The 24,460-nt window shown below is 31.3% G+C and carries 25 protein-coding genes and 2 tRNA genes; 7 read left to right on the top strand and 20 right to left on the bottom strand.

Annotated features, from left to right (window positions below; all coding sequences use genetic code 11):
- The 13 genes from ribD to N508_RS00395 form a co-directional block, all read right to left on the bottom strand.
- Positions 1–1,119 (bottom strand): bifunctional diaminohydroxyphosphoribosylaminopyrimidine deaminase/5-amino-6-(5-phosphoribosylamino)uracil reductase RibD, encoded by a 1,119-nt coding sequence (gene ribD / locus N508_RS00455; protein WP_023276715.1) that lies wholly within the window; start codon positions 1,117–1,119, stop codon positions 1–3.
- Between the two features lie 10 nt (positions 1,120–1,129).
- A complete protein-coding gene (gene plsY / locus N508_RS00450; RefSeq protein ID WP_023276716.1) occupies positions 1,130–1,741 on the bottom strand; it encodes a glycerol-3-phosphate 1-O-acyltransferase PlsY in 612 nt (203 codons plus the stop codon).
- A gap of 2 nt (positions 1,742–1,743) precedes the next feature.
- The gene (gene pgsA, locus N508_RS00445; RefSeq protein ID WP_023276717.1) at positions 1,744–2,304 is read right to left on the bottom strand and encodes a CDP-diacylglycerol--glycerol-3-phosphate 3-phosphatidyltransferase; all 561 of its coding nucleotides are present in this window, start codon (positions 2,302–2,304) and stop codon (positions 1,744–1,746) included.
- Between the two features lie 25 nt (positions 2,305–2,329).
- Entirely contained in the window at positions 2,330–2,809 is a 480-nt protein-coding gene (gene greA / locus N508_RS00440; RefSeq protein WP_023276718.1) for a transcription elongation factor GreA, read from the bottom strand.
- Positions 2,810–2,930: 121 nt separating this feature from the next.
- Entirely contained in the window at positions 2,931–4,580 is a 1,650-nt protein-coding gene (xseA, locus tag N508_RS00435; protein WP_023276719.1) for an exodeoxyribonuclease VII large subunit, read from the bottom strand.
- Positions 4,581–4,591: 11 nt separating this feature from the next.
- Positions 4,592–4,882 (bottom strand): FtsB family cell division protein, encoded by a 291-nt coding sequence (locus N508_RS00430; RefSeq protein ID WP_023276720.1) that lies wholly within the window; start codon positions 4,880–4,882, stop codon positions 4,592–4,594.
- Positions 4,879–5,799: a tRNA (adenosine(37)-N6)-dimethylallyltransferase MiaA gene (gene miaA, locus N508_RS00425; RefSeq protein WP_023276721.1), complete on the bottom strand. Its 921-nt coding sequence runs from the start codon at positions 5,797–5,799 to the stop codon at positions 4,879–4,881. Before miaA ends, N508_RS00430 begins: the two co-directional genes overlap by 4 nt.
- Complete coding sequence (gene mutL, locus N508_RS00420) at positions 5,796–7,688, bottom strand: DNA mismatch repair endonuclease MutL (RefSeq protein ID WP_023276722.1); 1,893 nt, start codon at positions 7,686–7,688, stop codon at positions 5,796–5,798. The genes miaA and mutL overlap by 4 nt, the downstream gene beginning before the upstream one ends.
- Before the next feature lie 118 nt (positions 7,689–7,806).
- Complete coding sequence (locus tag N508_RS00415; RefSeq protein ID WP_023276723.1) at positions 7,807–8,709, bottom strand: DsbA family protein; 903 nt, start codon at positions 8,707–8,709, stop codon at positions 7,807–7,809.
- 99 nt (positions 8,710–8,808) lie between these two features.
- Positions 8,809–9,261 (bottom strand): hypothetical protein, encoded by a 453-nt coding sequence (locus N508_RS00410; RefSeq protein ID WP_023276724.1) that lies wholly within the window; start codon positions 9,259–9,261, stop codon positions 8,809–8,811.
- Between the two features lie 65 nt (positions 9,262–9,326).
- A tRNA-Cys gene (locus N508_RS00405) sits at positions 9,327–9,397 on the bottom strand.
- A 9-nt stretch (positions 9,398–9,406) separates the two neighbouring features.
- A tRNA-Gly gene (locus tag N508_RS00400) sits at positions 9,407–9,479 on the bottom strand.
- A gap of 120 nt (positions 9,480–9,599) precedes the next feature.
- Positions 9,600–10,538 (bottom strand): DDE-type integrase/transposase/recombinase, encoded by a 939-nt coding sequence (locus tag N508_RS00395; RefSeq protein ID WP_023274862.1) that lies wholly within the window; start codon positions 10,536–10,538, stop codon positions 9,600–9,602.
- Positions 10,539–10,864: 326 nt separating this feature from the next.
- Between N508_RS00395 and N508_RS00390 the strand changes: the two genes are divergently transcribed.
- The 6 genes from N508_RS00390 to rpoZ all read left to right on the top strand — a co-directional run bounded on the left by N508_RS00390 (position 10,865) and on the right by rpoZ (position 15,283).
- Complete coding sequence (locus N508_RS00390; protein ID WP_023276725.1) at positions 10,865–11,374, top strand: FmdE family protein; 510 nt, start codon at positions 10,865–10,867, stop codon at positions 11,372–11,374.
- Between the two features lie 2 nt (positions 11,375–11,376).
- Positions 11,377–12,552, top strand: a complete 1,176-nt coding sequence (locus N508_RS00385) for an ABC transporter substrate-binding protein (protein ID WP_023276726.1) — start codon at positions 11,377–11,379, stop codon at positions 12,550–12,552.
- Positions 12,542–13,570, top strand: coding sequence for a FecCD family ABC transporter permease (locus N508_RS00380; RefSeq protein ID WP_023276727.1), 1,029 nt, complete (start codon positions 12,542–12,544; stop codon positions 13,568–13,570). Before N508_RS00385 ends, N508_RS00380 begins: the two co-directional genes overlap by 11 nt.
- A 9-nt stretch (positions 13,571–13,579) precedes the next feature.
- Positions 13,580–14,341, top strand: a complete 762-nt coding sequence (locus tag N508_RS00375) for an ABC transporter ATP-binding protein (RefSeq protein ID WP_023276728.1) — start codon at positions 13,580–13,582, stop codon at positions 14,339–14,341.
- Positions 14,342–14,409: 68 nt separating this feature from the next.
- Complete coding sequence (gene gmk, locus N508_RS00370; protein WP_023276729.1) at positions 14,410–15,015, top strand: guanylate kinase; 606 nt, start codon at positions 14,410–14,412, stop codon at positions 15,013–15,015.
- 13 nt (positions 15,016–15,028) lie between these two features.
- Positions 15,029–15,283, top strand: a complete 255-nt coding sequence (rpoZ, locus tag N508_RS00365) for a DNA-directed RNA polymerase subunit omega (RefSeq protein WP_023276730.1) — start codon at positions 15,029–15,031, stop codon at positions 15,281–15,283.
- A gap of 54 nt (positions 15,284–15,337) precedes the next feature.
- On the opposite strand, the gene pfkA is transcribed toward rpoZ, so the two are convergent.
- The 5 genes from pfkA to dut all read right to left on the bottom strand — a co-directional run bounded on the left by pfkA (position 15,338) and on the right by dut (position 21,329).
- A complete protein-coding gene (pfkA, locus tag N508_RS00360) occupies positions 15,338–16,297 on the bottom strand; it encodes a 6-phosphofructokinase (RefSeq protein ID WP_023276731.1) in 960 nt (319 codons plus the stop codon).
- 461 nt (positions 16,298–16,758) lie between these two features.
- Positions 16,759–17,661 carry a phosphate-starvation-inducible PsiE family protein gene (locus N508_RS00355; RefSeq protein ID WP_023276732.1) on the bottom strand — a complete coding sequence of 301 codons (903 nt, stop codon included), beginning with the start codon at positions 17,659–17,661 and terminating at the stop codon, positions 16,759–16,761.
- A 159-nt stretch (positions 17,662–17,820) separates the two neighbouring features.
- Positions 17,821–18,324, bottom strand: a complete 504-nt coding sequence (locus N508_RS00350) for a PaaI family thioesterase (RefSeq protein ID WP_023276733.1) — start codon at positions 18,322–18,324, stop codon at positions 17,821–17,823.
- A gap of 1 nt (position 18,325) precedes the next feature.
- Positions 18,326–20,863 (bottom strand): alpha-glucan family phosphorylase, encoded by a 2,538-nt coding sequence (glgP, locus tag N508_RS00345; RefSeq protein WP_023276734.1) that lies wholly within the window; start codon positions 20,861–20,863, stop codon positions 18,326–18,328.
- 31 nt (positions 20,864–20,894) lie between these two features.
- Entirely contained in the window at positions 20,895–21,329 is a 435-nt protein-coding gene (gene dut, locus N508_RS00340; protein WP_023276735.1) for a dUTP diphosphatase, read from the bottom strand.
- Positions 21,330–21,504: 175 nt separating this feature from the next.
- Here dut and N508_RS00335 point away from each other — a divergent pair, with 175 nt between their 5' ends.
- Positions 21,505–21,882, top strand: coding sequence for an META domain-containing protein (locus tag N508_RS00335; RefSeq protein ID WP_023276736.1), 378 nt, complete (start codon positions 21,505–21,507; stop codon positions 21,880–21,882).
- Between the two features lie 148 nt (positions 21,883–22,030).
- On the opposite strand, the gene pnp is transcribed toward N508_RS00335, so the two are convergent.
- Positions 22,031–24,160 (bottom strand): polyribonucleotide nucleotidyltransferase, encoded by a 2,130-nt coding sequence (gene pnp / locus N508_RS00330; RefSeq protein WP_023276737.1) that lies wholly within the window; start codon positions 24,158–24,160, stop codon positions 22,031–22,033.
- A gap of 4 nt (positions 24,161–24,164) precedes the next feature.
- Positions 24,165–24,434 (bottom strand): 30S ribosomal protein S15, encoded by a 270-nt coding sequence (gene rpsO / locus N508_RS00325; RefSeq protein ID WP_023276738.1) that lies wholly within the window; start codon positions 24,432–24,434, stop codon positions 24,165–24,167.
- Positions 24,435–24,460: the final 26 nt, after the last annotated feature.

The following is a 24,460-nucleotide window of genomic DNA, read 5'->3' as shown; positions in this document are numbered from 1 at the left end:
TTATTCTACATTATAATTTTTAGTAAATTCAACAGCCTGCATTGCATAATCATTTATTCTTGCAGATATTAATATATCCTGACCGCAGATATTTATTTCATAATCTTTAAATATTAAAGCCTCATTCATATTATTAATACCTAAGCCGCCTATTGATGAAACTGCATCTTTTCCACCAATTACTTTTGGTGCAATAAATGCTTCCAGCCTGTCTACAAGCCTGTTATCAAAAAATGAGCCATTTACTCTGCTGCCAGCTTCAACAAATACATTCATATATCCTAATTCATATAGTGAATATAATACCTCTTTTATATCTAACATCCCATTTACACAAGGAACTTTTATAACTTTTACATTTTTATCATTAAGTTGCATAATTTTGCTGCTGTCAGCATTTTCTGAAGTATAAATAATCACTGGGGCATATTCTGCACTATTTACTATATTTGCATTAATATCTATTTTTAAGCTGCTGTCAAGCACTGCTCTAACAGGCTGTCGCACAGCATTTTTTCTTCTATCTGTCATTAAAGGATTATCTGCTTCAACTGTTCCTATACCTGTTAAAACAACATCAGATAAACCACGCATTTTATGAACAAGCTCTCTTGCATCATCGCCAGTTATCCATTTAGAATGTCCTGTTTTACATGCAATCTTACCATCTATACTGCTTGCAGTTTTTAATGTTACATAAGGCAGTTTTAATGTCTGATATTTAATAAAATCTTCTATTAATAAGCTGCATTCTTTTACAAGAACACCATATTCTACTTCTATTCCAGCATTTCTAAGAATATTAACACCACGCCCTCTGTGTTTAGGGTTTACATCAAGCACACCAATATACACTTTTTTTATACCTGATGAAATAATTTTTTCCACACAAGGTGGTGTTTTACCATAAGTAGAACATGGCTCTAATGTAACAAAAAGCTCACAGCCAGAAACATCTTCACCTGCATTTTTTATAGCATTTATTTCAGCATGAAAGCTGCCATATTTTTCATGTATACCATAAACTGCATTACCGCCTTTAATAACAGCAGCCCCAACTAACGGGTTAGTTAAAGTAAATCCTTTAACATTTCGGGCAAGCTCAATACACTTACCCATAACAAGCTCTTTATTCTGCATCTTTTTCTTTTTTGCGGACAAATTTGTTTTCTTCACCCTTAATAATACGCACAATATTTGAACGGTGTTTAAATATAACAAAAAAAACTATAACAGCAGTAAGCACTTTAAGTGCAAACCAGTCACTTATGGCACACACTGCAATAAGCAGTGTAAGAGAGCCTAAAATAGAGCCAGCAGATACCATTTTTGTAGCAAAAAAAACTATTATAAATACAACAAGTCCTATGCCTATTTCAATTGGAGCAAGTGCTAAAAATACACCAGCACCTGTTGCTACACCTTTACCGCCTTTAAAACCAAGAAAGACTGTATATGTATGACCAAGCACAACGACTGCTGCTGTAATCAATGTAATAATAGTCTGTCCATAAAAATGAAGTGATATAAATACAGGAATAAAGCCTTTTAGTGCATCAAGCACAAATACACTTATAAAACCCCACTTTCCAAGAACTCTTGCCGCATTTGTAGCACCAGCATTACCACTGCCAACAGTTCTTATATCTATTTTCTTAACAAGCTTCACTATAATATATGCAAATGGTATTGCACCAATGAAATATGATGCTGTAATTAATAATATTTGTGGTATTGTCATAACTAAACAAGCTCCCCTTTATTTTCATTTTTAAAGTAATCTCTATAATATACAAATGCTGAATATATAGATAATACTAATGCTGCATACATAAGAATAGTTCCCATTAAAAACCAGTTTATACCAAGCCATGTAATTTTAAATGAAAGCATACCTATTGCTACCATTTGGAAAGTTGTTTTTAACTTGCCCCATATACCTGCTGCAATAATTACACCTTTACTTGCAGCAAAATTACGCAAAGCTTCCATTGCAAAATCTCTTGCAAGCATTAATACTGCTATCCACCAGTAAAGCCTGTCTAAATCAATTAATGCAATCAATGCTGCTGCCACAAGTATTTTATCAGCAATAGGGTCTAATATTTTACCTAAATCAGTAACCATATTATACTTTCTTGCAATATAACCATCAAGGAAATCTGAAACGCCTGCAAATATAAAAATAATAGTTGCAGCTACATTACTCCAATCTTTATTAATGTAAAGCACAAGAAGATAAAGAGGTATTGCCACAACTCTTACTATTGTTAACTGGTTAGCAATATTCAGCTCTAATTTCATAATTTCCTCCTGATAAAATAATAGATTATCCTTCTATAAATTCAATTTTAATAATTTCATATTCAGTTTCACCTTTTGGAGCCTGAACAGTGAAATCATCACTTTCCTTTTTACCCATCATAGCTCTTGCAAGTGGTGACATAATAGATATTTTTCCATTAAAAATATCTGCTTCATCACTGCCTACTATGGTATAAGTTTTTCTTTCTTCTGTATCAATATTTTCAATAGTGACAGTAGCACCAAAAGCAACTTTATCACCAGACATCTGTGATATATCTATAATTTCAAAAAGGCTCATTTTATATTCAAGTTCATTAATGCGTGCTTCAATCATACCCTGCCTTTCTTTTGCTGCATCATATTCAGCATTTTCACTTAAATCCCCATGTCCTCTTGCTTCCTGAATAGCAAGTATTACCTCATTCCTATCTACATTACGCAGTTTATCAAGCTCTGCCTTTAATTTTTCATAACCACCGCGTGTTATAGGTATTCTGCTCATGTACATCTCCTCATATCTATATTTTATTTATATTCCTTATTATTTATACCATATATACTGGCATTTTTAAAATATCTTAAAATCATACCATATTTTTTAAAAAAGCGGTATAAAAAAAATACTATTTTAAAATTTTTTCTATGTTATCTAATTCTGTAATGTTTTTAGTATTATTTTTATTCTTTTCTTCAGGATATGCACTAATTACACCATCTTTTAATGTTATAGTAAGTTCAGTTTCCATTTCCACATTATCAACTGAAGATATTATTTTCTCTTTTTGTGTAACAACAGCATAGCCTCTTTCTATGACATTTTGTGGGTCAAGCAGATATAGTTTACTTTCAAGCAGCGAAATATCTGCATTTTTATTAAATAGATAATCAACTATATACTGCTCTAAACACCTGCTTCCATCTTTTAACTGCCTGTATGATACTGCATATTTTTCTTTTACTGCTTTTAAAAGAGATTTTTCTATTATATCAAACTTATATTTATAACCATCTAATTTTTTAGCAGGATTAAATAAACTAAGTTTATGAAAATAAAAGTCTAAACGAGACGATTTCTTTTCTAGTTTATTTAATACTGCTATTTTTATGTTTTTCCTAAATATTATTTCTTTATAATTATAAGCTGAAATTCTAGCAAACATATTTGTTGATAATGTTTTATGGCTGTTAGCTATTCTCACTTTGTATGCTTCTATTAAATTAGCAGGATTAGATGCAGTAATTACATATTCATACTTTGAAAGCTTTTTATTTAATCCATATAATTTTTTATTAAGCATATTTTCAAGCACATTATTAAAGTCAGATATTTTGTGATTAAGTTTAATAAGCCTGTGTAATGGTGATTTACTCTCTAATTTTAATGAAACCATATCAAGCTGCTGATTTTTTTTATCAAGCATATTTACAGTATTTTTATTTAATACAAATATATATTTTTCAAGCAGCTGTTGAGCAGCTTTATAGTGAGATGATAAATATACAGCTGCTGCTGTTGGGGTTGCTGCTCTGTAATCTGCAACATAATCTATAATTGTAAAATCTGTTTCATGACCTACTGCACTAATTAACGGCACTTTTGATGCAGCTGCAGCACGAGCTACAACTTCCTGATTAAAAACGGCTAAATCCTCCACACTGCCGCCGCCACGCATAACCACTATTACATCATATCTTTCAGTATGACTTCCTGCTTTTAATATGGTATCTGCAATAACAGGTGCATTTTCAATATTCTGGACAGGAATATTCCACACATCTATTAAATATCTGCCTTTTTCATTTTTAGTTGTAACAATAAAATCCTTAATAACAGCACCAGTTAATGCAGTTAATATGGCAGCTCTATATGGATATTTTGGCACAGGACTTTTTCTTGACTCATCAAAAAGACCTTCTGCATAGAGTTTCTTTTTCATTTCTTCAAACTGCTTCCATAAAAGCCCTTCTGAATCATACTCTATTTTTTTAACATTTATCTGATAACTGCTTGATTTATCATAACTTTTTATTTCACCAAACACTTTTACTTTATCACCTAGTTTAGGCATAAAATTATTAGCAGTATGGTAATATTTAAAATATGTTGCATTTAAAACAGAATCGCCTTCTTTTAATGTAAAATATATATGACCACTTGAATTCTGCTTTGATACCTGTGATATTTCGCCAGTAACGGCAACCATTTCTGGAAAAGCATTTTTTAATATACTTGATAATATATGTGATATTTCTTTAACACTAAATTCCTGCATAATATTCTCAATTATTTCTTTTCTTCTGTGGTTTTATTATCTTCTATAATATATACATCTTCACCTACTTTCTGAAGACCAAGCTCCCGTCTAATAATTCCTTCTAAATATTCCTGATTTTTAATAGCAAGCTCCAATTCTCTTTCTTTTTCTGCTATTTCCTTATCCATTTCTCTTAATCTTTCTTCATAACTTTGGCGAACTGTTACAAGCTCATTGTATTTAAGCATACCATTATGTCCAAATATAATATAAAATACAATAGCACAAATAATGACTGTAAATATTATTGCATATCTCATAACAAGCTCCTTTTTCCATTAATTAAATCTATTAAATTATTTTCAAGTAACGAAATATTATTATACATAACTACATTTTCTTTATTTCTAAACCAAGTATACTGGCGTTTTGCAAAATGTCTTGTTTCTTTTGCTATCTGATTTATAACATCATCAGCACTTCCTCCATTCATAATATAATCTGCTATTAACTTATATCCTATGGCTCTAAAAGCAGGACATTCTGTAGAATATCCTGCTTTTAAAAGATTTTCTACTTCCTGTTTCCAGCCATTTTGCCACATATGCAAAGTTCTTTCATTTATTTTTTCATAAAGCACTTTTCTATCCTGCCATAAAACTGCACATGTATATTTATACTTTGGTTTTCTGTTATATTTTTTATGTGCTTCTGTAAAAGATATACCAAGTCCGTAATATATTTCTAATGCACGAATAATCCTTGTGGGATCATTACTGCTGATTTTAGAAGCATATTCATTATCAACCTGCACTAATTTATTATATAATACAGCTAATCCATCTTTTTCTGCTTTTTTCTGCAATTCTTCTCTAACACTGCTTTCTATTTCAGGGCAGTTAAATATACCATCAGTCAATGATTTAATATAAAGCCCTGTGCCGCCTGTTATAACAGGCACTTTTGTCCGTTTTATAATATCATCAATAAGTTTTTCTGCCTGCTGAACAAACATACCAGCAGAATAGCATTCATCTGGCTGCATAATATCTATAAGATGATGTTTTACCTGCTGCTGCTCCTGCCTGCTTACTTTTGCTGTGCCAATATCAAGATTTGTATATACTTGGAATGCATCTGCACTAATAATTTCAACAATACCTGTTTTTAATGCTGCATTAAAAGCTGTGCCACTTTTACCAGAAGATGTAGGACCTGTAATAATAGGTATTATCATCTGTAAAATTTCCTTGCAATCTCCTGCACAGTCATCATGTATATAATTGGTCTGCCATGGGGACAGGTACCAAAATTATTAGTATTAAAAAGCAGTGTAACAAGATATTCCATTTCTGCATAAGTTAATTCATCACCTGCTTTTATTGCTGATTTACATGAAAGCATAGCTCGTGGTGCTTCTTCTTGTTTTGATTTACCAGTTAAACATAAATCTACCGCTATATTTGTAAATTCTTTTGCAATATTTTTCCTTATAATAGTATATGGCACTCTTAAAATTTCAAGCTTATTTATACCTGTAATTTTATAACCATAACCAAAAGATTCAATAATTAATTTGAATCTGTCAATATTTTCTATAATTTCATCAGTCATTACAACTTCAACTTCATCATGCAAAACTATTGAAGGTTTTGGTTTTGCAGTATTGTCTGACTGTATTTTCTCAAAAAGCACCCTTTCATGTGCTGCATGCTGGTCAATAAATAAAATTTCTTTGTTTAGTGTTTCTATAATAATATATGTTTTATCAACCTGCCCTATAACTCTGAATTCTCCACTTGCAATACGGTTATCAACTGTATCTCTGTTATCATTTAAAACAGCTGCTGTATTATCATAAATATCTGTATTATATGCAGGAATATTTTCAAGAGTTTCATCAAGAGATAATGTATAAGCAGGCTGTGGAACTTCTGCACTATTTATTTTTGGACTTTCATCTTTATATGATGTATTTAAGCTGCTGTTTGTATGCTTGGAAAAAGGTGGATAGCTTCCTGCCTGATTAAATACAGGCTTATTTTTTACATGTTTTTCATATTCTATATTACTCTGCTCTTTATTATCTTGTATATCATTAATTGTATAACCCTGCTGTATATAATTACCAGTATAACCAGTATTTACACCTTTACCTTTAAAAGAGTTTGCAACAGCATCATTTACAAGAGAAAATATTTCTCCTGCATTTACAAACCTTACTTCCAATTTTGCAGGATGCACATTTGCATCAACAATATCTGGATTAATTCTAATATCTATAACCGCAGCAGGAAATCTGCCATCAGGAATAAGTCTGTGATAAGCATTAATAACTGCCTGCACTAGACTTGCATCTTTTATAAGCCTTCCATTTACACCAATAATTATGGCATCTCTTTTTAATCTGTCACTAGCTGCTGGAAGTGTGGCACAAGCTGTTACTTTTTTACCAGCATATTCTGCCACTCCTTTACAGAATGCTTTCCCATTAAATACTTTGGATGCTCTCACTACTGTATCATCAGAAGATAATGCATGATATACTTCTTTATCATTGCATTTTAAAATAATATCAATTTCTGGATTAATAAGAGAAAAATGTTTAATCAGTTTTATAATTTCACCTTCCAGACTTTTAGAGCTTTTTAAAAATTTACGCCTTGCAGGCAGGTTTTCAAAAAGCCTGTCAGCTTCTATAATCGTGCCTTTAACAGCAGCAGTTGGTTTAATATCACAAATTTTGCCATACTGACATGCGATAGTATATGCTTTGCCATCTTTACCGCTTGTAATTTTAAAATCACTGACAGAAGAAATTGCTGCTAATGCTTCCCCACGAAACCCAAAAGTTGCAGCAGAATAAACATCTTCAACAGTTGCAGCTTTACTTGTAGCAAAACGCTCTAAGGCAAGTGGTAAGTCATCTTTATCTATTCCTTTGCCATTATCTATAATTTTTATTTTATTTAATCCACCCTCATTAACTTCAACTATAATTTTTGATGCACCAGCATCACATGAATTCTCAATTAATTCTTTTACAACATTAAAAGGTTTTTCAACAACTTCACCTGCTGCTATTTTAGAAGCAACTTCTGGCGACAGCCTTTTTATTACAGACATACTATATCCTTATATTTATTTTAATAGTATTTTACTAAATTTTTTCATTTTTTACAATAGGGCAAAAAAAATTCCGCCAAATAATATTGGCGGAACTAAAAAAATTAATTATGATTTTCTATTTAATATCATCTAAAGCTTTTAAAATTAATCTTTCATTATAACCAGAAATGGCCTTTCCATTAATATAAAATGCTGGTGTAGCACTAATGTTTAAATTTTCTGCTAATTCTTTTGTTTCATCAACTTTTGTTTTAATTTCATCAGATAAAACTAATGATTTAAATTTATCAGGATTATCTGTTTTAGCTGCAAAATCATTTATAATTTGATTATTTACTTCATCAATTAATACAGCTAATGTTTCTTGATTAAGTTGAGTGCCTGCTTCTTGCAAATCTTCAATTTTTGACTCTATGACTTTAATATAATCTGCTTCAAAAAGTTCATTTTTAAAATTAAAACCCATTTGCATACCAGCTTCAAAAATTTGTGCCATAATTTGTGCATTTGGGTGCATATCTAATGGTAAATGAACTATATACAATGCATAGTCTGATTTATCTGCTAATTTTTCTTTAAATAAAGCATTAGCTTTTTTGCAGTATGGACATTGAAAATCAGTAATTTCAACAATTACATTTTTAGCATCTTTATTGCCAGATGCAAGTGTAAGTTTAGATGTATCTATTGTTTCCACTTTTGCAAATTCAAAATCTAATTCATCTTTTAAAGAAGATAATGTTTTAGAATCAATTATATCCTTTGCAAAATACCTGCCATTTGTAATAAATCTTTCAGTATTAACAAGATTATTATTATTATAAATTTTTATTTCTACAAATGCAAAGCCCGGAAGTATATCTTTAAGATTTTTAAGTTCAATAACTTGAACTTTAATATCCTGTCCAGTTTGAGCAAAACCTGCCTGTAAATTTTTTTCTAATACTTTCAAATCAGCAGATTTGCAGCCAGTAACAAGTGCAGCAAGTAAAACAACAAGTATAAATAAGCGTTTCATATTAATCTCCTATAATATAAATAGTATAAGTATTTAACACACTTAAACATATTATTCAAATATTCTAATATACTCCATACATATTTTATACAAATTTACTTAAATAATACTGTAACAAGATGAAATTTCAGTGCCTCCATCTATCTCTTTTAACTGAAAATAATATTTTTCATTATCAATAATCATTTCTATATTTGCTTTTTTGCCTTCTTTAATATGTATTTTTTTAGGTAAAATTTCATAAAATATTGAAACTGTAGAATTATTTACATGTTCTTTATTTACAAAATATTTTTCATTAGAATCTGGCAGATATCGTTTCCAAAACTCAGCATATTTATGAGTTGGAACAAAATAATCTCCAAATTCTTCATAAGCTTTACCTATTCTTTTATCTTTAAAAAAATATTTAAAATATTCTTTGCAGTTATTTGTATTAACAGATTTTTCCACAATTACAAAATCACAATTTGGGCATGCTTTTACATATTCTTCAGCATATACAGAAATATTTAATATTAAAAAAGAAATTATAATAAAAAAAACTTTCATATATTACTCCATAAATCTTTGCATAGTTTATTACAATATGAAAAAAAGAAAAGAAAAATAATGAAAGGCGACGTCCGGATTTGAACCGGAGTACAAGGCTTTGCAGGCCTCTGCCTAACCACTCGGCCACGTCGCCGTATAAAAAAGCGGGTGACGAGACTCGAACTCGCGACCTCAACCTTGGCAAGGTCACGCTCTACCAACTGAGCTACACCCGCATGGGAATTACTATATATATTATTTACCATACAATGTCAATAAAAATTTTTATATTTTTTAATTTTTTTTCTTAACTAACAGGACAAATGTTACACTTTTAGTAAAAAATAAATCTTAAATTAATATAAATCAAGCAATAATTTATTTTCAATAACAATCTCATATGGAGATTTAAAATTTAAGCATGTTTTAGCAGTATTATTATATCTATCTTCATGCTGTTTAAGAGCCTTAATTAATTCATCTTTGGAATAGAATTTATTATTTGCATATAAAATTTTTCCATCCTCTCTATGACTTCTTTCCACCTTTCCATTCTGCCAAGGTGAATAAGGTCTTATTCGTTTAATAGTATATCCTTTCTTTTCAGCTGTCTCTTCAAAATAGCTTTTCTTGTTTGTAACTTCCTTATCATTTACAAACTCATAGCCATTATCCACTTGAATTGTTTTTAGTGGAAAGCCAAATTTACTTTCCAGTTCGTCTAAAAACTTACCTGTTTCAAATGTGCTTTTTTCTTCTACTATTTCTAATACTCTCATTCTGCTGTATTCATCTATCGCTGTTATCTGATAATATTTTTTACCATAGCTGGAAAACATTATACATTCCTGTGGAACATATTTTATATCTATCTGAACCTTGTCGCCTATATACTGACCTGTTATTGGTTCATATCTTGTATAGCTCTTTTTTGACTTGTTTAATGACTTTAAGCCTTTCTTCCTTATCTGCATACACATACTGCCAAAACTACGATTATAACCAATTTCTAGAAGTCTGACATATACCTCCGCATTACCATACAAACCATGCTCGGCATATGTGTTAAATATTAAATCAAGCTCTTCTTTACTATGCTTATTTGGACTGTTTCTTGGTCTACGACTTTTAAAAGATAAACTCTGAACTGTTCCATCATATTTCTTTAAATGCCTGTATACAAACATACGGTTCACTTGATATTTGCGGGCTGCTTTCGTTGCTCCTTTTTTTAATGCATACTCACATAACCGTTGACGAAATCGCATTTCTTCTGTTATTATCACTTTATTCATTGTGATACCTCTTAGTTTAGTTTAGTTTTTTGCTTAATTTTATACTATATACTAAGAGGTATTTTTTTATACTTATTTTTGTAACATATGTCTCATAATCTTACAAATTTTTATATTTTTTAATTTTTTTTATATCAATAAATTATTCATATAATATTATATATTTTTATGAATATGCAGAAAATAAATCAATAAAATTTTTTGTCAGCTGGTTTAGAAAAACTTTTTGATAGTATTTATTATAAATATTTATAATTTATCATTGACATAAACAAAAAATACAATACTGTAACACATATTATATATATTGTGTTACGGGGATATTTATGGAAGATAAATTATGGGAACAAGTGGCAGTTTTTCACGGGCATAAATGCCCAGGGCTTGCAATTGGATATAAAGTAAGTCTTCTTGCTTTAAAGCATCTTGATATAAAAGATGATATTAATGATGAAGATATAGTATGTATTGCGGAAACAGATGCATGTGGAGTAGATGCAGTGCAGGTTATACTAAAAGCCACCACTGGCACAGGTGCTATGCGTATTTTATACACAGGAAAGCAGGCATTTAATATTTTTAATAGAAAAAACGGCAAAAAAGCAAGGTTTGTTTTAAATAATATACAAGACTTCAATAATAAAGAAGATAAAATGAAATATATTTTATCAACTGATGAAGAAAAACTTTTTACAGTTAAAGATGTAAAAATCATGTTTCCTGAAAAAGCACAAATATATAATTCATATATTTGCTCAGAATGTGGAGAAAAAACTGCTGAAAATGCAGTGACCATTATAAATAATAAATATATTTGTAATTCATGCAAAGGTTAATTATGAAAAAATTTTTTATTATACTCTTTATTTTTGCAGCAGTGCAAAGTTATGCGTATTCCGTAACTGATATGCGTGGAAAACAGATAGAAATACCTGAAAAATTAGAAAGAGTTGCAACAATTGATGATGGCTTTATTGAAGGAGTTATGACACATCTTGAAGTTATAAATAAAGTAACTGCCATAGGCTCATGGAGTATGAAAAGAGATTATAAATATACTTATGAAACTATTGATGGCAAAACATACACTGCAAAAGGTGTAAACACAATGAAATATCTGCACCCATGGTTAAATGATATACCATGCTTTAATTCACCACAGGGGGACATATTAAATTATGAAACACTTGCAAAATCAGACCCCCAGTTAATCATATTAAGAGTTGGTGATTGCACCGTGTCTGGCGGCTCTTATTTTAGAGGAGGTGACCCTGCTCAGCTTGAAAAAACAATATCTATGATAGAATCATTGGATATTCCTTTAATCGTCCTATTCTCACCTACTTATTACGGTAAGGCAGAACTTTCATCTATGAAAGAAGAAATGCGTATTTTAGGAGATGTGTTTAAACAAAGAGATAAAGCATTAAAACTTTATGAATATTTAAATGAAACAGAAACAATGGTAAGAAATAGAACTAAAAATATAAAAGAAAAACCAACTGTTTTATATTTTGGCTTAAATTCTGCTGCAAGAAAACAAGGCGGTTCAGGTATGGTTTCTGGAATAAATACTCCAGAATCATATATTATAGAAAATATTGTTAATGCAAAAAATGCATATCGTGGTAAAGGTAATCGTGTCATTTTAAGTAGTGAGCAGGTTTATGCAGTAGACCCAGATATAATACTTTTACCTACACAAAATGGATACCACCCTGCAAATGAATTACTAAAAGCACCATATTATCAAAATCTAAACCAGTTAAAAGCTGTGAAAAATAAACAAGTATATGCTCTGCCATGGACCCCTATGAACTGCTCACGCAGGGTAGAATATCCACTTGATATATTAATTATTGCAAAAGCTGCCTATCCTGAAATCTTTAAGGATATAAAAATTCATCAGTTTGCATTAAAGTTTTACAAAAAAGTATATAATGTTGATGATAAAACAGCAAAAGCATTATTAAGCGAACAGATGCTTGACTGGACAATAGAAAATGATTTTTAATATATTAGAAGATAAAAGAAAAAACATTATTTTACTGCTTATAATAATACTGCTGTGTGCAATACTTTTTGCTGTTATTTCTGGAAATTCAGAACTTTCCCCAAAAACAGTATTAAATATTATTCTTTTTAAACTAACTGGCTTTAGTTTTGAAGAAATATCAAAAAGAGACATGGCTATTGTATGGAATATGCGTATGCCCCGTGTTATTATGGCTATACTTGCAGGATTTGCTCTTTCTACAGCTGGTGCATTATATCAAGGCTGTTTCAGAAATCCACTTGTAGAGCCTTTTATACTTGGCGCATCAAGTGGAGCAAGCTTTGGTGCAGCTTTTGCAATCATATTTCCAGCACTTTTTCTACCCATTCAAATCTCTGCATTTATATTCGCTTTAATTGCTGTGCTTTCATCATATATGCTTGCAAGACAGAAAGGAGAAATAAATACCGTAGGTCTTGTGCTTTCAGGGGTAATTACAGGCTCTATTTTTTCAGCTCTTGTATCCATTATGAAATACTTATCAGAAGATACACAGCTTAGAGAAATTACTTTTTGGATGATGGGTGGACTATATCACGCATCATGGAGCGATATATATATAAATGCCATATTAATATTGATATGCTTTATTATAGCATGGGTATTTGCATGGAAACTAAATCTGCTTTCAATAGGTGATGAAGATGCTAAAACATTAGGCATAAACCCAGATAAGTATAAAACTATTTTTATAATAACAGCTACATTAATGACAGCAGTATGTGTATCAAGTGTTGGTATTATTGCATGGGTTGGGTTAATGATGCCACATGCAGCAAGGCTCCTAACTGGACCTGATAACAGATATGTTATACCTATTGCAAGCCTTGGTGGTGCAGTATATCTGTTAATATGCGATACTATTGCAAGAACATTAACAGTAGGAGAAATACCTATAGGTATTATTACTTCTATAATAGGTGCCCCATTTTTAATATGGATACTTCGTGCTAAAAGCGGCAGACTGTTTAACTAGGTGATATATATGCTTGAAATAAAAAACTTAAATTTCTATTACGGAAATAACCATATTTTGAAGAATATATCATTTAATGCAGAAAGTGGCAGCCTGTGGGGCTTAATGGGTCCAAATGGCAGTGGTAAAACTACTTTTTTTAAATGTATATTAGGTCTTTTAAAGCATACAGGCAGTCAGATTAAAATCAATCATTTAGATTATGAAAAATTAAATACTTCAAAACTGGCAAAATTAATATCGTATGTTCCACAAGAACATAAACCACCCTTTCCTTTTACTGTTAGAGAAATGATATTAATGGGAAGGTCCCCATATATGGGCGGTATATTTGGCTTAAAAAAAGAAGATTACATTGAAGCTGAAAAAGCAATAGAAATGGTAAATATAGCTGATATTTCTGATAAACCTGTTACGGCATTAAGCGGTGGACAAAGACAGCTTACATTAATTGCACGCTCTATTGCACAAAATGCACCTGTCATGATACTTGATGAGCCTACAAGTGCTCTTGATTTTAATAACCAAATAACTATATGGAAAATATTAAAAAAACTTGCAGAAACTGGCAAGCTTATTATTGCATGCAGTCATGACCCTAACCATATTTTATGGTTTGCAGAAAATACACTTGTAATAAAAAATGGAGAAATATTAGCAAACGGCAAAACAGATGATGTAATAACAAACAGTCTTTTAAAAGAAATATATGGCATTGAATACAATATTCTGCATAATGATAACAGTAAAATTATACAACCTGTTCTATAAATTATTAATTTAAATATTGACTAATTAATTATTTTATAATTAAATACCCCTACATATTTGGAGGTCTTATGAGTAAAGGCAGGTTATATATCATTTCAGCACCAAGCGGTGCAGGCAAATCTACATTATGCTCTATGCTTATAAATAAATATCCTGCTGTAAGATATTCTATATCATATACTACAAGAGCACCAAGAGGAAATGAAATAAACGGAAAGGAATATTTTTTCATAGATAAAGATACTTTTATAAAAATGATAGATAATAACGACTTTTTAGAATGGGCAGAAGTTCATGATAATTATTATGGCACATCTAAACAGCAAATTAATAATGCATTAAATGAGGGTATTGATATTTTTTTAGATATTGACCCACAGGGAGCAATGCAGTTAAAAGAAAAACTTGATAATATTGCTACTTTTATTTTTATAGCAGCCCCAAGCCTTGCTGAGCTTAAATCAAGACTTGAAAACAGAGGCACTGATAAAGCAGACAATATTGCATTAAGATTGGAAAATGCAAAAAAAGAAGTTGAATATTTTAAAAAATATGATTATTTAATAATTAATGATGCAAGTAACGAAGCTTTTAAACAGCTAGAAAGAATATACCTTGCAGAAAAACTTAGAACTAATCAGTATAATAATGTAAATGAATTTATGAGTATATAATAAGGAGATGACAATGGCATTTTTAGACATTGAAAGAATAATTAACCAAAAAAATGTGGATAGTAGATTTAAACTTGTTCATTTAGCAGCACTTCGTGCCAGAGAATTAAACAATCCTGATGAAACTACTGTTTTAGCTGATTTAAAATCAAGCGAAAAAGTAACATCAAAAGCTTTAACTGATATTGTTCGCAATAAAGTAAAATTTGTTGAAATAGAAGATATTTCAGAAGAAACAGAAAAAGAAAAATCTACTGAAAATAATTAATCATAATTTTATTTTTATCCCCTGCCATACTTTATGACAGGGGCATTTATTATATTATGCTAAATCATCAAGCAGTTTAATTATGTTATTATTTAATTCGTGCCTTTTAGAAAATACTTCTTCATAAGGAACAAATTTTATTTGATTTCCCTGCAAACCTGTCATTACAGCAGTTTTTCCATTCATAAGCCCTTCTACAGCTGCAGCACCCATACGAGAACCAAGCACTCTGTCAAAATATGTTGGAAAACCACCACGCTGAACATGACCTAAAACAGTTATTCTTGCATCAAATGTGCCTGCTTCCTGAAGTTTTTTTCCAAAATCATAAGCAGAACCTGCACCTTCTGCAACTATTAAAATATTTCTTGTTTTACAATCAGCTGCTCTTTTTTTAAATTTTTCTGCAATTCCTGCCAAATCAGGCTCAACTTCTGGAATAATTACTGCATCAGCACCTGTTGCTATACCAGCCATAACAGCAAGATATCCACAATGTCTCCCCATTACTTCTATAACAAAAGTTCTGCCATGGGAACTTGCAGTATTATTAATCATATCTATAGAATCCATAATAACATTCAGTGCAGTATCAACTCCCAAAGATACATCTGTGCCATATATATCATTATCAATAGAGCCTGGTATTCCTATAGATTTAATACCAAATTTTTCATCAAGGACTTTTGCACCACTTAATGAACCATCTCCACCTATAACAACTAAACCTTCAATGCCATATTTTTCTAAATTAGCAACAGCTTTTTTCTGACCCTCTTCTGTTTTAAATTCAAGACTTCTGGCAGTCTGCAGTATGGTGCCGCCTCTGCTAATAATATTTGAAACATCAGAATGTTTTAGCTCAAAAATACTGCCTTCAATCATTCCTTTATAGCCTGATAATATACCATAAGGTGTCATACCATAGTTTATAGCAGCTCTAACTGCTGCTCTAATAGCTCCATTCATACCAGGACTGTCTCCACCGCTTGTCATAATACCTATTTTTTTCATATTCAGTTACATCCTTTTTCATTTTTTATTATATATACAATAAAAAAAAATTTTTTTAAATACTTAAATTGCTATTTTATTCATTATTTCAATTTTATTGACTTTAATAAAAATTATAATCATTATTAATAATAAAATGGAAATATATAATAAATATAAGCAGGCAGGCAAAGCAAGTTTAAATTATACATATACCCACAATGAATATAGCAAGAGAATTTAAAGTAAATTAGGCCATACAGAATTTGCTTTATAAGCAAAGTATATATATAATTGAAAGATATTATGCACTGCTGCAATATGTATAATTTAGATTTTTCGCCTGTAAAAAATCAGGCTCAAAATAATTACATGACAAAATTTTTTGATAGTTCAGTCTATATTATTAAACTGTAAAATTTTAAATGATTGTTTAGAAAGTTTTAAAAAGGCGAAAAATGATATTTTCACCTTTATTTTATTTAATTTTTTGTTCTTTCTTCTGATTTTGCAAGCATCCAGTATGTAACACCTAACACAAGAATACCGCCAAGCATAAGTATCATAGTGTTTGTATTACTTGCATCATGTTTTAATGTCATAATCAATACTTCACGAATAAATGCAATCAATACTACACCAACAAATATACTAATCTTAAACCTATCCCCTTTCAGCATTTGTATTTCTGAGTTGATAAGTTCTATTAATACCCATAAAACAAGCAGTGAGCCTAAAGCAGTAACAAATAATTTATCTGGAGCAACATCTTTTAAATCCCATAAGCTCCAAACAAAAAATCCTACACCTGCTAAAGTCATTATCATTAAAAATACAAGCAGCATAGAATGAGTAACAAGAGATGCTTTTTCCGACCATACAAGTATTGTATTTTTCATTTTTGATGTGTGGCTTGTAGATTTATCTCTTGGCACATAGGTGTTCATAGTAACATAAATGGCAGCATTTATTACTTTTGTATATGCATTTAATATTCCTTTATAATCCCATTCACATTCGCATATTTCTACCAGTTTATTTTGAAACCATATACGGATAAAACTGAATAGCTCTGCAATTCGCTCTCCTGAAAAAGAACCTTTTGGAACATACTGCAGATTAAATTCACTTACAAATTCACTAAAATAGCCACTAAGTCTTCCAGAAATAACAGATTTATACCAGCTGGAAAGTTTATTTGTATTTAATTTATCTATAATATTTCCATATTCTGACATAAATAATACATCATTTTGAAGATATGATAATACATCATTTATAAATGATTCTTCATATTGCAGCATATTTTCTTTAATAGATGTGATATATTCCATATCTGATTCTACAAAGTCAAATCTTCCTAAAATTTCTGTATAATATACCATATATTATTACTCCAAACAAAAACAATTTACATATTTTTATATATTAAAATTTAATATATAAATAAATTTATCAAAAACATAATGATTATAAAATAATACACAGCATTAAAAATATCAGCCCGCTTAAACGGGCTGAATTTATAAACCATATTTAGTTATTTACAACTTACAGTATTTTAATGCCTTTGGGTGATATGCAAGCCCATCTAAAAAGGAAAGATGTGGTATAGTTTCCATCATTTTTTCTTTAGATGTAGGAAAGAATAAGCCTTTAGAAACAGTTATTATTTTGTCATCCTTATCAGTAATCTTTCCTTTGGTACAAAACATACCACCACGCTCTGCTCTAACATATTCTGCTGTTAAAAGTAATGGTTCACCAATAGGAGCATTTCTTTTATAGGTAACATTTAATTCTCTTGTAAAAAGAAATGTTTCTATATCAGAAAATATAAAAGCAGACCACCCCATAGCTTCATCAAGTATTGATGACAATACACCACCATGAGTTATATGGGGAAAACTATTAAAATGTGGTGCAAAATTTAAGTCTACTTTAACACTACTATCCTGCACATAAAACTGCACCTGCAAACCATGAATATTATTATGGCCGCAAACAAAACAACCATCAGAATATGGCAGATATAATTTTTCGCTCATATTATGCCCATTTGGCTTTATTTAATTCAAATGGATTTTTTAAGAACCTGTGAAATGGTGTTACTAAAAATCCAACTTTTAATTTACCAGAACGAGTTAATGTATATGATTCACTAAACATATCGCTGCTTTTTTCCTGATATAAGCGGATAAATTCAGGGTTTTTTAAGTTGCCGCTTTCACCATCATATTCTACAACAGCAAATACACCTAAATGTTCAGCAGCTGTTCCATTAGTATTAATCTGAGCTTTAAATTTTACTGTTTCGCCGGGAACAAAGCCATTTGCAACTTCTACTTCTGAACTGATAAATGATACACCATCCCATCTATCTAATATTTGGTTATACCAGTTAAGGTATTTTTTAGCTTCTTCATAACTATTTGCATTAAATTCTTTCTGCAGTTCATGAAGTGGCACATAATACTGGTTAGCATAATCAATTAACATTCTTGATGTATTAAAGTAGCTTGGCACTGTTTTTAAATTTTCTTTAACCATTTTCAGCCATTCTCTAGGCATACCTGATTTATCTTTTGCATAGAAAACTGGAATAATATCTTTTTCAAGAATATTATAAATTTCCATACTTTCAACATAGTCTTGGTAACCGTTGTCTGGATATTCTTCGCCTGCACCAATTGCCCATCCGTTTTTGCCATTAAAGCCTTCATCCCACCAGCCATCTAATATAGATAAGTTTAAAGCACCATTGGCACTTGCTTTCATACCAGATGTTCCAGAAGCTTCCATAGGTCTGCGAGGGTTGTTAAGCCAAATATCTACACCACGAGTCATATAGCGTGCTACTTCTATATCATAGTCTTCAATAAATACAATATGTTTACGGAATTCTGGTTTTTTAGCTATATGTATAATTTGTTTAATAATTTCTTTACCTTCATTATCTTTTGGGTGAGCTTTACCTGCAATAATAAACTGAATAGGTCTCTCTGGATTGCTGAAAAGTCTTTTTAATCTTTCTTCATCCATAAATAAAAGATAACCGCGTTTATATGTTGCAAAGCGTCTTGCAAAACCTATTGTTAAAGCATCAGGATTTAAAATATCCTCTGCTGCTAATAATTCACTTGCACTGCCGCCATTTTTATGGATAGTTTCTTTTGTAGTTCTGCGTATAAATGATACAAGGCGTTCCCTTTGGTTGCGTTTCATATCAAATAAAACATTATCAGGAATATTGTTGACTTTTTCCCATATATCAAAATCATAAGGTTTAGATGACCAGTCTTCTGATACATAACGGGAAAGAATATTTTTCATATCGCTTGACATAAATGTAGGTAAATGCACACCATTTGTTACATGACCTATTGGCACTTGTGATAAAATAGCCTGAGACCACATAGAATGGAACATTTCACGGCTTACTTTACCATGAAGCTTAGCAACACCATTTCTATATGTAGAAAGATTAATACCACATACTGCCATATTAAATGGCTCAGCAGTATTGCTTCTATCTTTTCTTCCAAAACTCATAAGCATATTTAAGTTTATACCTACAGGCTCATAAATTCCGCTTAAATATTGTTTAATTTGGTCCATACTGAAAACATCAAACCCAGCTGGAACAGGTGTGTGAGTAGTAAAAAGAGTGCTTTTACGAACAATTTCTGTTGCAAGACGCATATCTATACCCTGCTCTATAAGCTGTTTTAAACGCTCAATAGAAACAAATGCAGGATGACCTTCATTTAAATGATAAACTGTTGGATGTAAACCCATTGCAGCTAATGCTCTAACACCAGCAACACCAAGAACAATTTCCTGACGGATACGCATATTACTGTCACCATCATAAAGTTTACCAGTAATAATTCTATCATCTGGATGGTTTTCAGGAACATCTGTATCTAAAAGAACAATTTCCATTAAACCTACCTTTAATTTCCATACTCTGATTTTAATATTTCTTTCGCCTATTTTCATCTCAAGAGTAATTTCTTTGCCATTTTTATCTTCTGCTCTTTTAAGAGGCATAAGATAAAATTCATTATATGGATAGCGTTCCTGCTGCCAGCCATCTGAGCTCATATACTGGTGAAAATAACCGTTTCTATAAAGTAAACCAACTGCTACAAGTGGTATACCCATATCAGAAGTTGATTTACAATGGTCGCCAGATAAAATACCTAAGCCGCCAGAGTAAAGCTGAACAGATTCATGTATACCATACTCTGCAGAAAAATAAGCAACAAGCATATCTGAAGCATTTTTATGAGCTTTATTAAACCAGCGAGGTAAAGACATATACTGCTGAAAATCTTCATACACATCATTTAAACTTGCCATAAATACATCATCATCCATCAAGCGTTTACAGTCGTCCATAGTAAGTGCTGAAATAACAGCAAGTGGATTATGTTCAGATTCTTCCCAAAGTTTTTCATTAATATTTTTATAAATAGCTGTTGCAGGAGAGTTCCATGCAAACCAAAGATTATAAGCCATTGTTTCCAACGGTTTCAGCTCTGCAGGGAGCTGCACTTTCACTTCATACTCACGAATATTCATTATTCCTCCATATTTCGCAATTTATATTATTTTATTTACCTGTATGACCAAAACCACCAGCACCTCTGACAGTTTCTGTCAAAGATAAAGTGTTTTTGAATTCTACTCTGCTGTATTTTGATATTACAAGCTGAGCTATTCTATCCCCTTTCTTATATACAAAAGGCTCACTGCCATGATTTATCATTATAACACCAATTTCCCCGCGATAGTCACTGTCAATTGTGCCAGGACTGTTAAGCATAGTTATACCGTGTTTTAAAGCCAAACCGCTTCTTGGTCTAACCTGAGCTTCATACCCTGCAGGCAGCTCTATAAAAACACCTGTTTTTACAAGCCTTCTTTCACCAGACTTTAATATACCATCTTCTTTTGATTTTAAATCAGCACCACTTGCTCCTGCAGTTTCATAAGATGGTATTAAACAGTCTTCTTCTGCAATTATATTGATATTTATAATATCCATTAATTAACCATTATTTTTAAATTATGCAAAATTATTATCTAGTATAATTATAAAAAAATCAAGTAAATTAATATAACAATTATATATTTCTTATTGTCATAAAATTTATCAATAAAAATATTGTATTTAAAAAAACATAGGTTATAATTAAGTATTATTACAATGAGGTAAAAAAATGAAAAAAATAATTTTATTAATACTTATACTGTTTACTGTATCAGCCTGCCAAAGCAGAATGGATGTTACAGATGAATTAAAAAAGACTGACGGCAAAATATATCACTTAACTGCACCATACAAAAATACTGAAATAACAATTACTTTCTCCGGAAACAGATTCAGCGGATTTGCTGGAGTTAATAATTATTTTGGTAATATAGAAATAAATGACAACAAAATTGTTATTACAGATATTGGTAGAACTCGTATGGGCGGACCTGCAAATATTATGAAAATAGAAGAAGATTATATTAAAAGCCTGCAGGCTTCTAACAAATTAAGTGTAAGTAATAAAGAATTAAGAATAGGTGATTTAAAATTTATTGAAAAGTAAGACTGTTTATTTTACAAAACTGATTAAAAATATGAATTATATATAACTTAAAATAATTTAATTTACAGCCTTTTTTAAATGAATAATAAGCAAAAAATCCCTGTTTTTCCAAACAGGGATTAATTTATTTAAGCATTTTTAGTGTTTATTACTTTTCTGCTTTTTCTGGTTTTGGCAAAAGTGCTTTTCTAGAAAGCTCCATTCTGCCGTTTCTATCTTTACCCATATACATAACATCTACTTTATCGCCTACTTTTAAATAGTCTGCAATGGATGGTATTCTTTCATGAGCATACTGAGATACATGCAGCAAACCTTCAAGCCCTGGAAGTATTTCTACAAATGCACCATATTCCATAACTTTTTTGACTTTTGCAGTATAAGTTTTACCAACAACAGCTTCTGCAATAGTTGCCTCAATCATATTAACAGCATTATCAATAGTTGCCTGATTTTTGCCAAATATATTAACAATACCGCCATCTAATATATCAATGCTCGCTCCTGTTGCTTCTACAATAGCTTTAATGTTTTTGCCCTGCGGACCAATTAAAGCACCTGTTTTATCAGGATTAATATTCATTGTAAACACTCTTGGAGCATTAGGATTTAAATCTTTTCTAGGCTCTGGAAGAACTTCTTTATATTTATTTAAAATAAATAATCTGCCTTCTTTTGCCTGAGCTAAAGCTTTTGTTAAAATTTCTTTAGATAAGCCTTTGATTTTAATATCCATTTGCAGTGCAGTAATACCAGTTTCTGTTCCTGCTACCTTAAAGTCCATATCACCAAGGTGGTCTTCAAGCCCCATAATATCTGTTAAGACAACATAGTCGCCATCTTCTTCCATTACTAAACCCATAGCAACACCTGCAACAGGCGCCGTAATCTGCAAACCAGCATCCATCATAGATAATGCACCACCACAAACTGTTGCCATAGATGAAGAACCATTTGATTCTAATATTTCAGAAACAACCCTTACTGAATAAGGAAAACTGCTGTCATTAGGAACAACAGCTGATAAAGCACGCTCAGCTAATGCACCATGGCCGATTTCACGCCTGCCAGGAGCACCAATTCTACCAACTTCACCAACAGAAAATGGCGGAAAGTTATATTGCAGCATAAAAGATTTATTGCTTACACCTTCAATACTTTCAAGTGTCTGGCTGTCATTTTTTGAGCCAAGAGTTGCTACAACTAATGCCTGAGTTTCACCCCTTGTAAAAAGAGCTGAACCGTGAGCCATAGGAAGCACACCTACTTCAATATCAATAGGACGGATTTCATCAAGTGCCCTGCCGTCTGCTCTTTTATGAGTTTTCACAAGTGAGTTTCTGAATACTATTTTTTCAACTTCTTTTGCTATATCTTTATAAATTCCTTTGTTTGCTTCAAACTCGTCTTCACCACGAGTTTCTAAAACATAGGCCAAATATTCTTCTTTAACCTTGTCAATAGCTTCATAAGATTCAAGCTTACCTTTTACATCAAAAGCATCTTTAAAAGCCGCACTAAATTTTTCATAGGCTTCCTGAACTAAATCTTTTGGTAATGAGAAATCAGGGTATTCCATTTTTGGTTTACCAATTTCTGCAGCCATTCTTTCCTGAACTTCAACAAGTTTTTTTATCTGCTCATGACCATATTCAAGAGCTTCAATAACTTCATCTTCAGTGACGCCGTTCATACCGGCTTCCACCATTGCAATAGCATCTTTCGTTCCTGCAACTACTATATTCATAGAAAGTTTTTCGTGCAGTTTAACTGGTGGGTTTATAATTAATTCCCCATTCAGCTTACCAATACGAACTCCGCCAACTGCCATACTAAAAGGTATGTCGGAAATCATCAATGCAGCACTAGCAGCATTTAAAGCCAGAATATCAGGCAGACCAATACTATCAGCCGACAAAACTGTAGCCACCACCTGAGTCTCATTACGAAAACCGTCATCAAATAATGGGCGTAAAGGACGGTCAATTAAGCGAGAGATAAGAGTTTCCCTATCGCTTGGTTTAGTTTCTCTTTTAACATATCCACCTGGAATTTTCCCAACAGAATACATTTTTTCAATATAGTTAACAGTAAGTGGGAAAAAATCTTGATAAGCTTCAGGTGCCTTACCTGCAACAGCAGTAACTAAAACTACTGTTCCACCTTGTTTTATCCAAATACTTCCGTTAGCCTGTTTTGCTTTCCAACCTGTTTCAAAAATAATAGGCTCAGCACAACCTGGCAAGCTTATTTCATAGGAATGAATATTTTTTTCCATTTAATTACTTCCTTATGCCTAATGACTCAATTAATGCACGGTAACGAGGAAAACTTTTCTTTTTAAGATAGTCTAAAAGTTTGCGTCTTTTACCAACAAGCATAAGTAAACCACGGCGTGAATGGTGGTCTTTAGGATGAGTTTGAAAATGCTCATTTAGATATTCAATACGAGCAGTAAGTAATGCAACCTGCACTTCTGGAGAACCTGTATCTCCTTCATGTTGTTTGTAACTGTCAATGACTGACTGTTTCTTTTCTTTATCTATTGCCATCTGGCACCTCCAAAATTTAAGTATAT

This window comes from Mucispirillum schaedleri ASF457 (genome assembly GCF_000487995.2).
Classification (GTDB): domain Bacteria; phylum Chrysiogenota; class Deferribacteres; order Deferribacterales; family Mucispirillaceae; genus Mucispirillum; species Mucispirillum schaedleri.
This window is presented reverse-complemented; position numbering and strand designations above follow the sequence as displayed.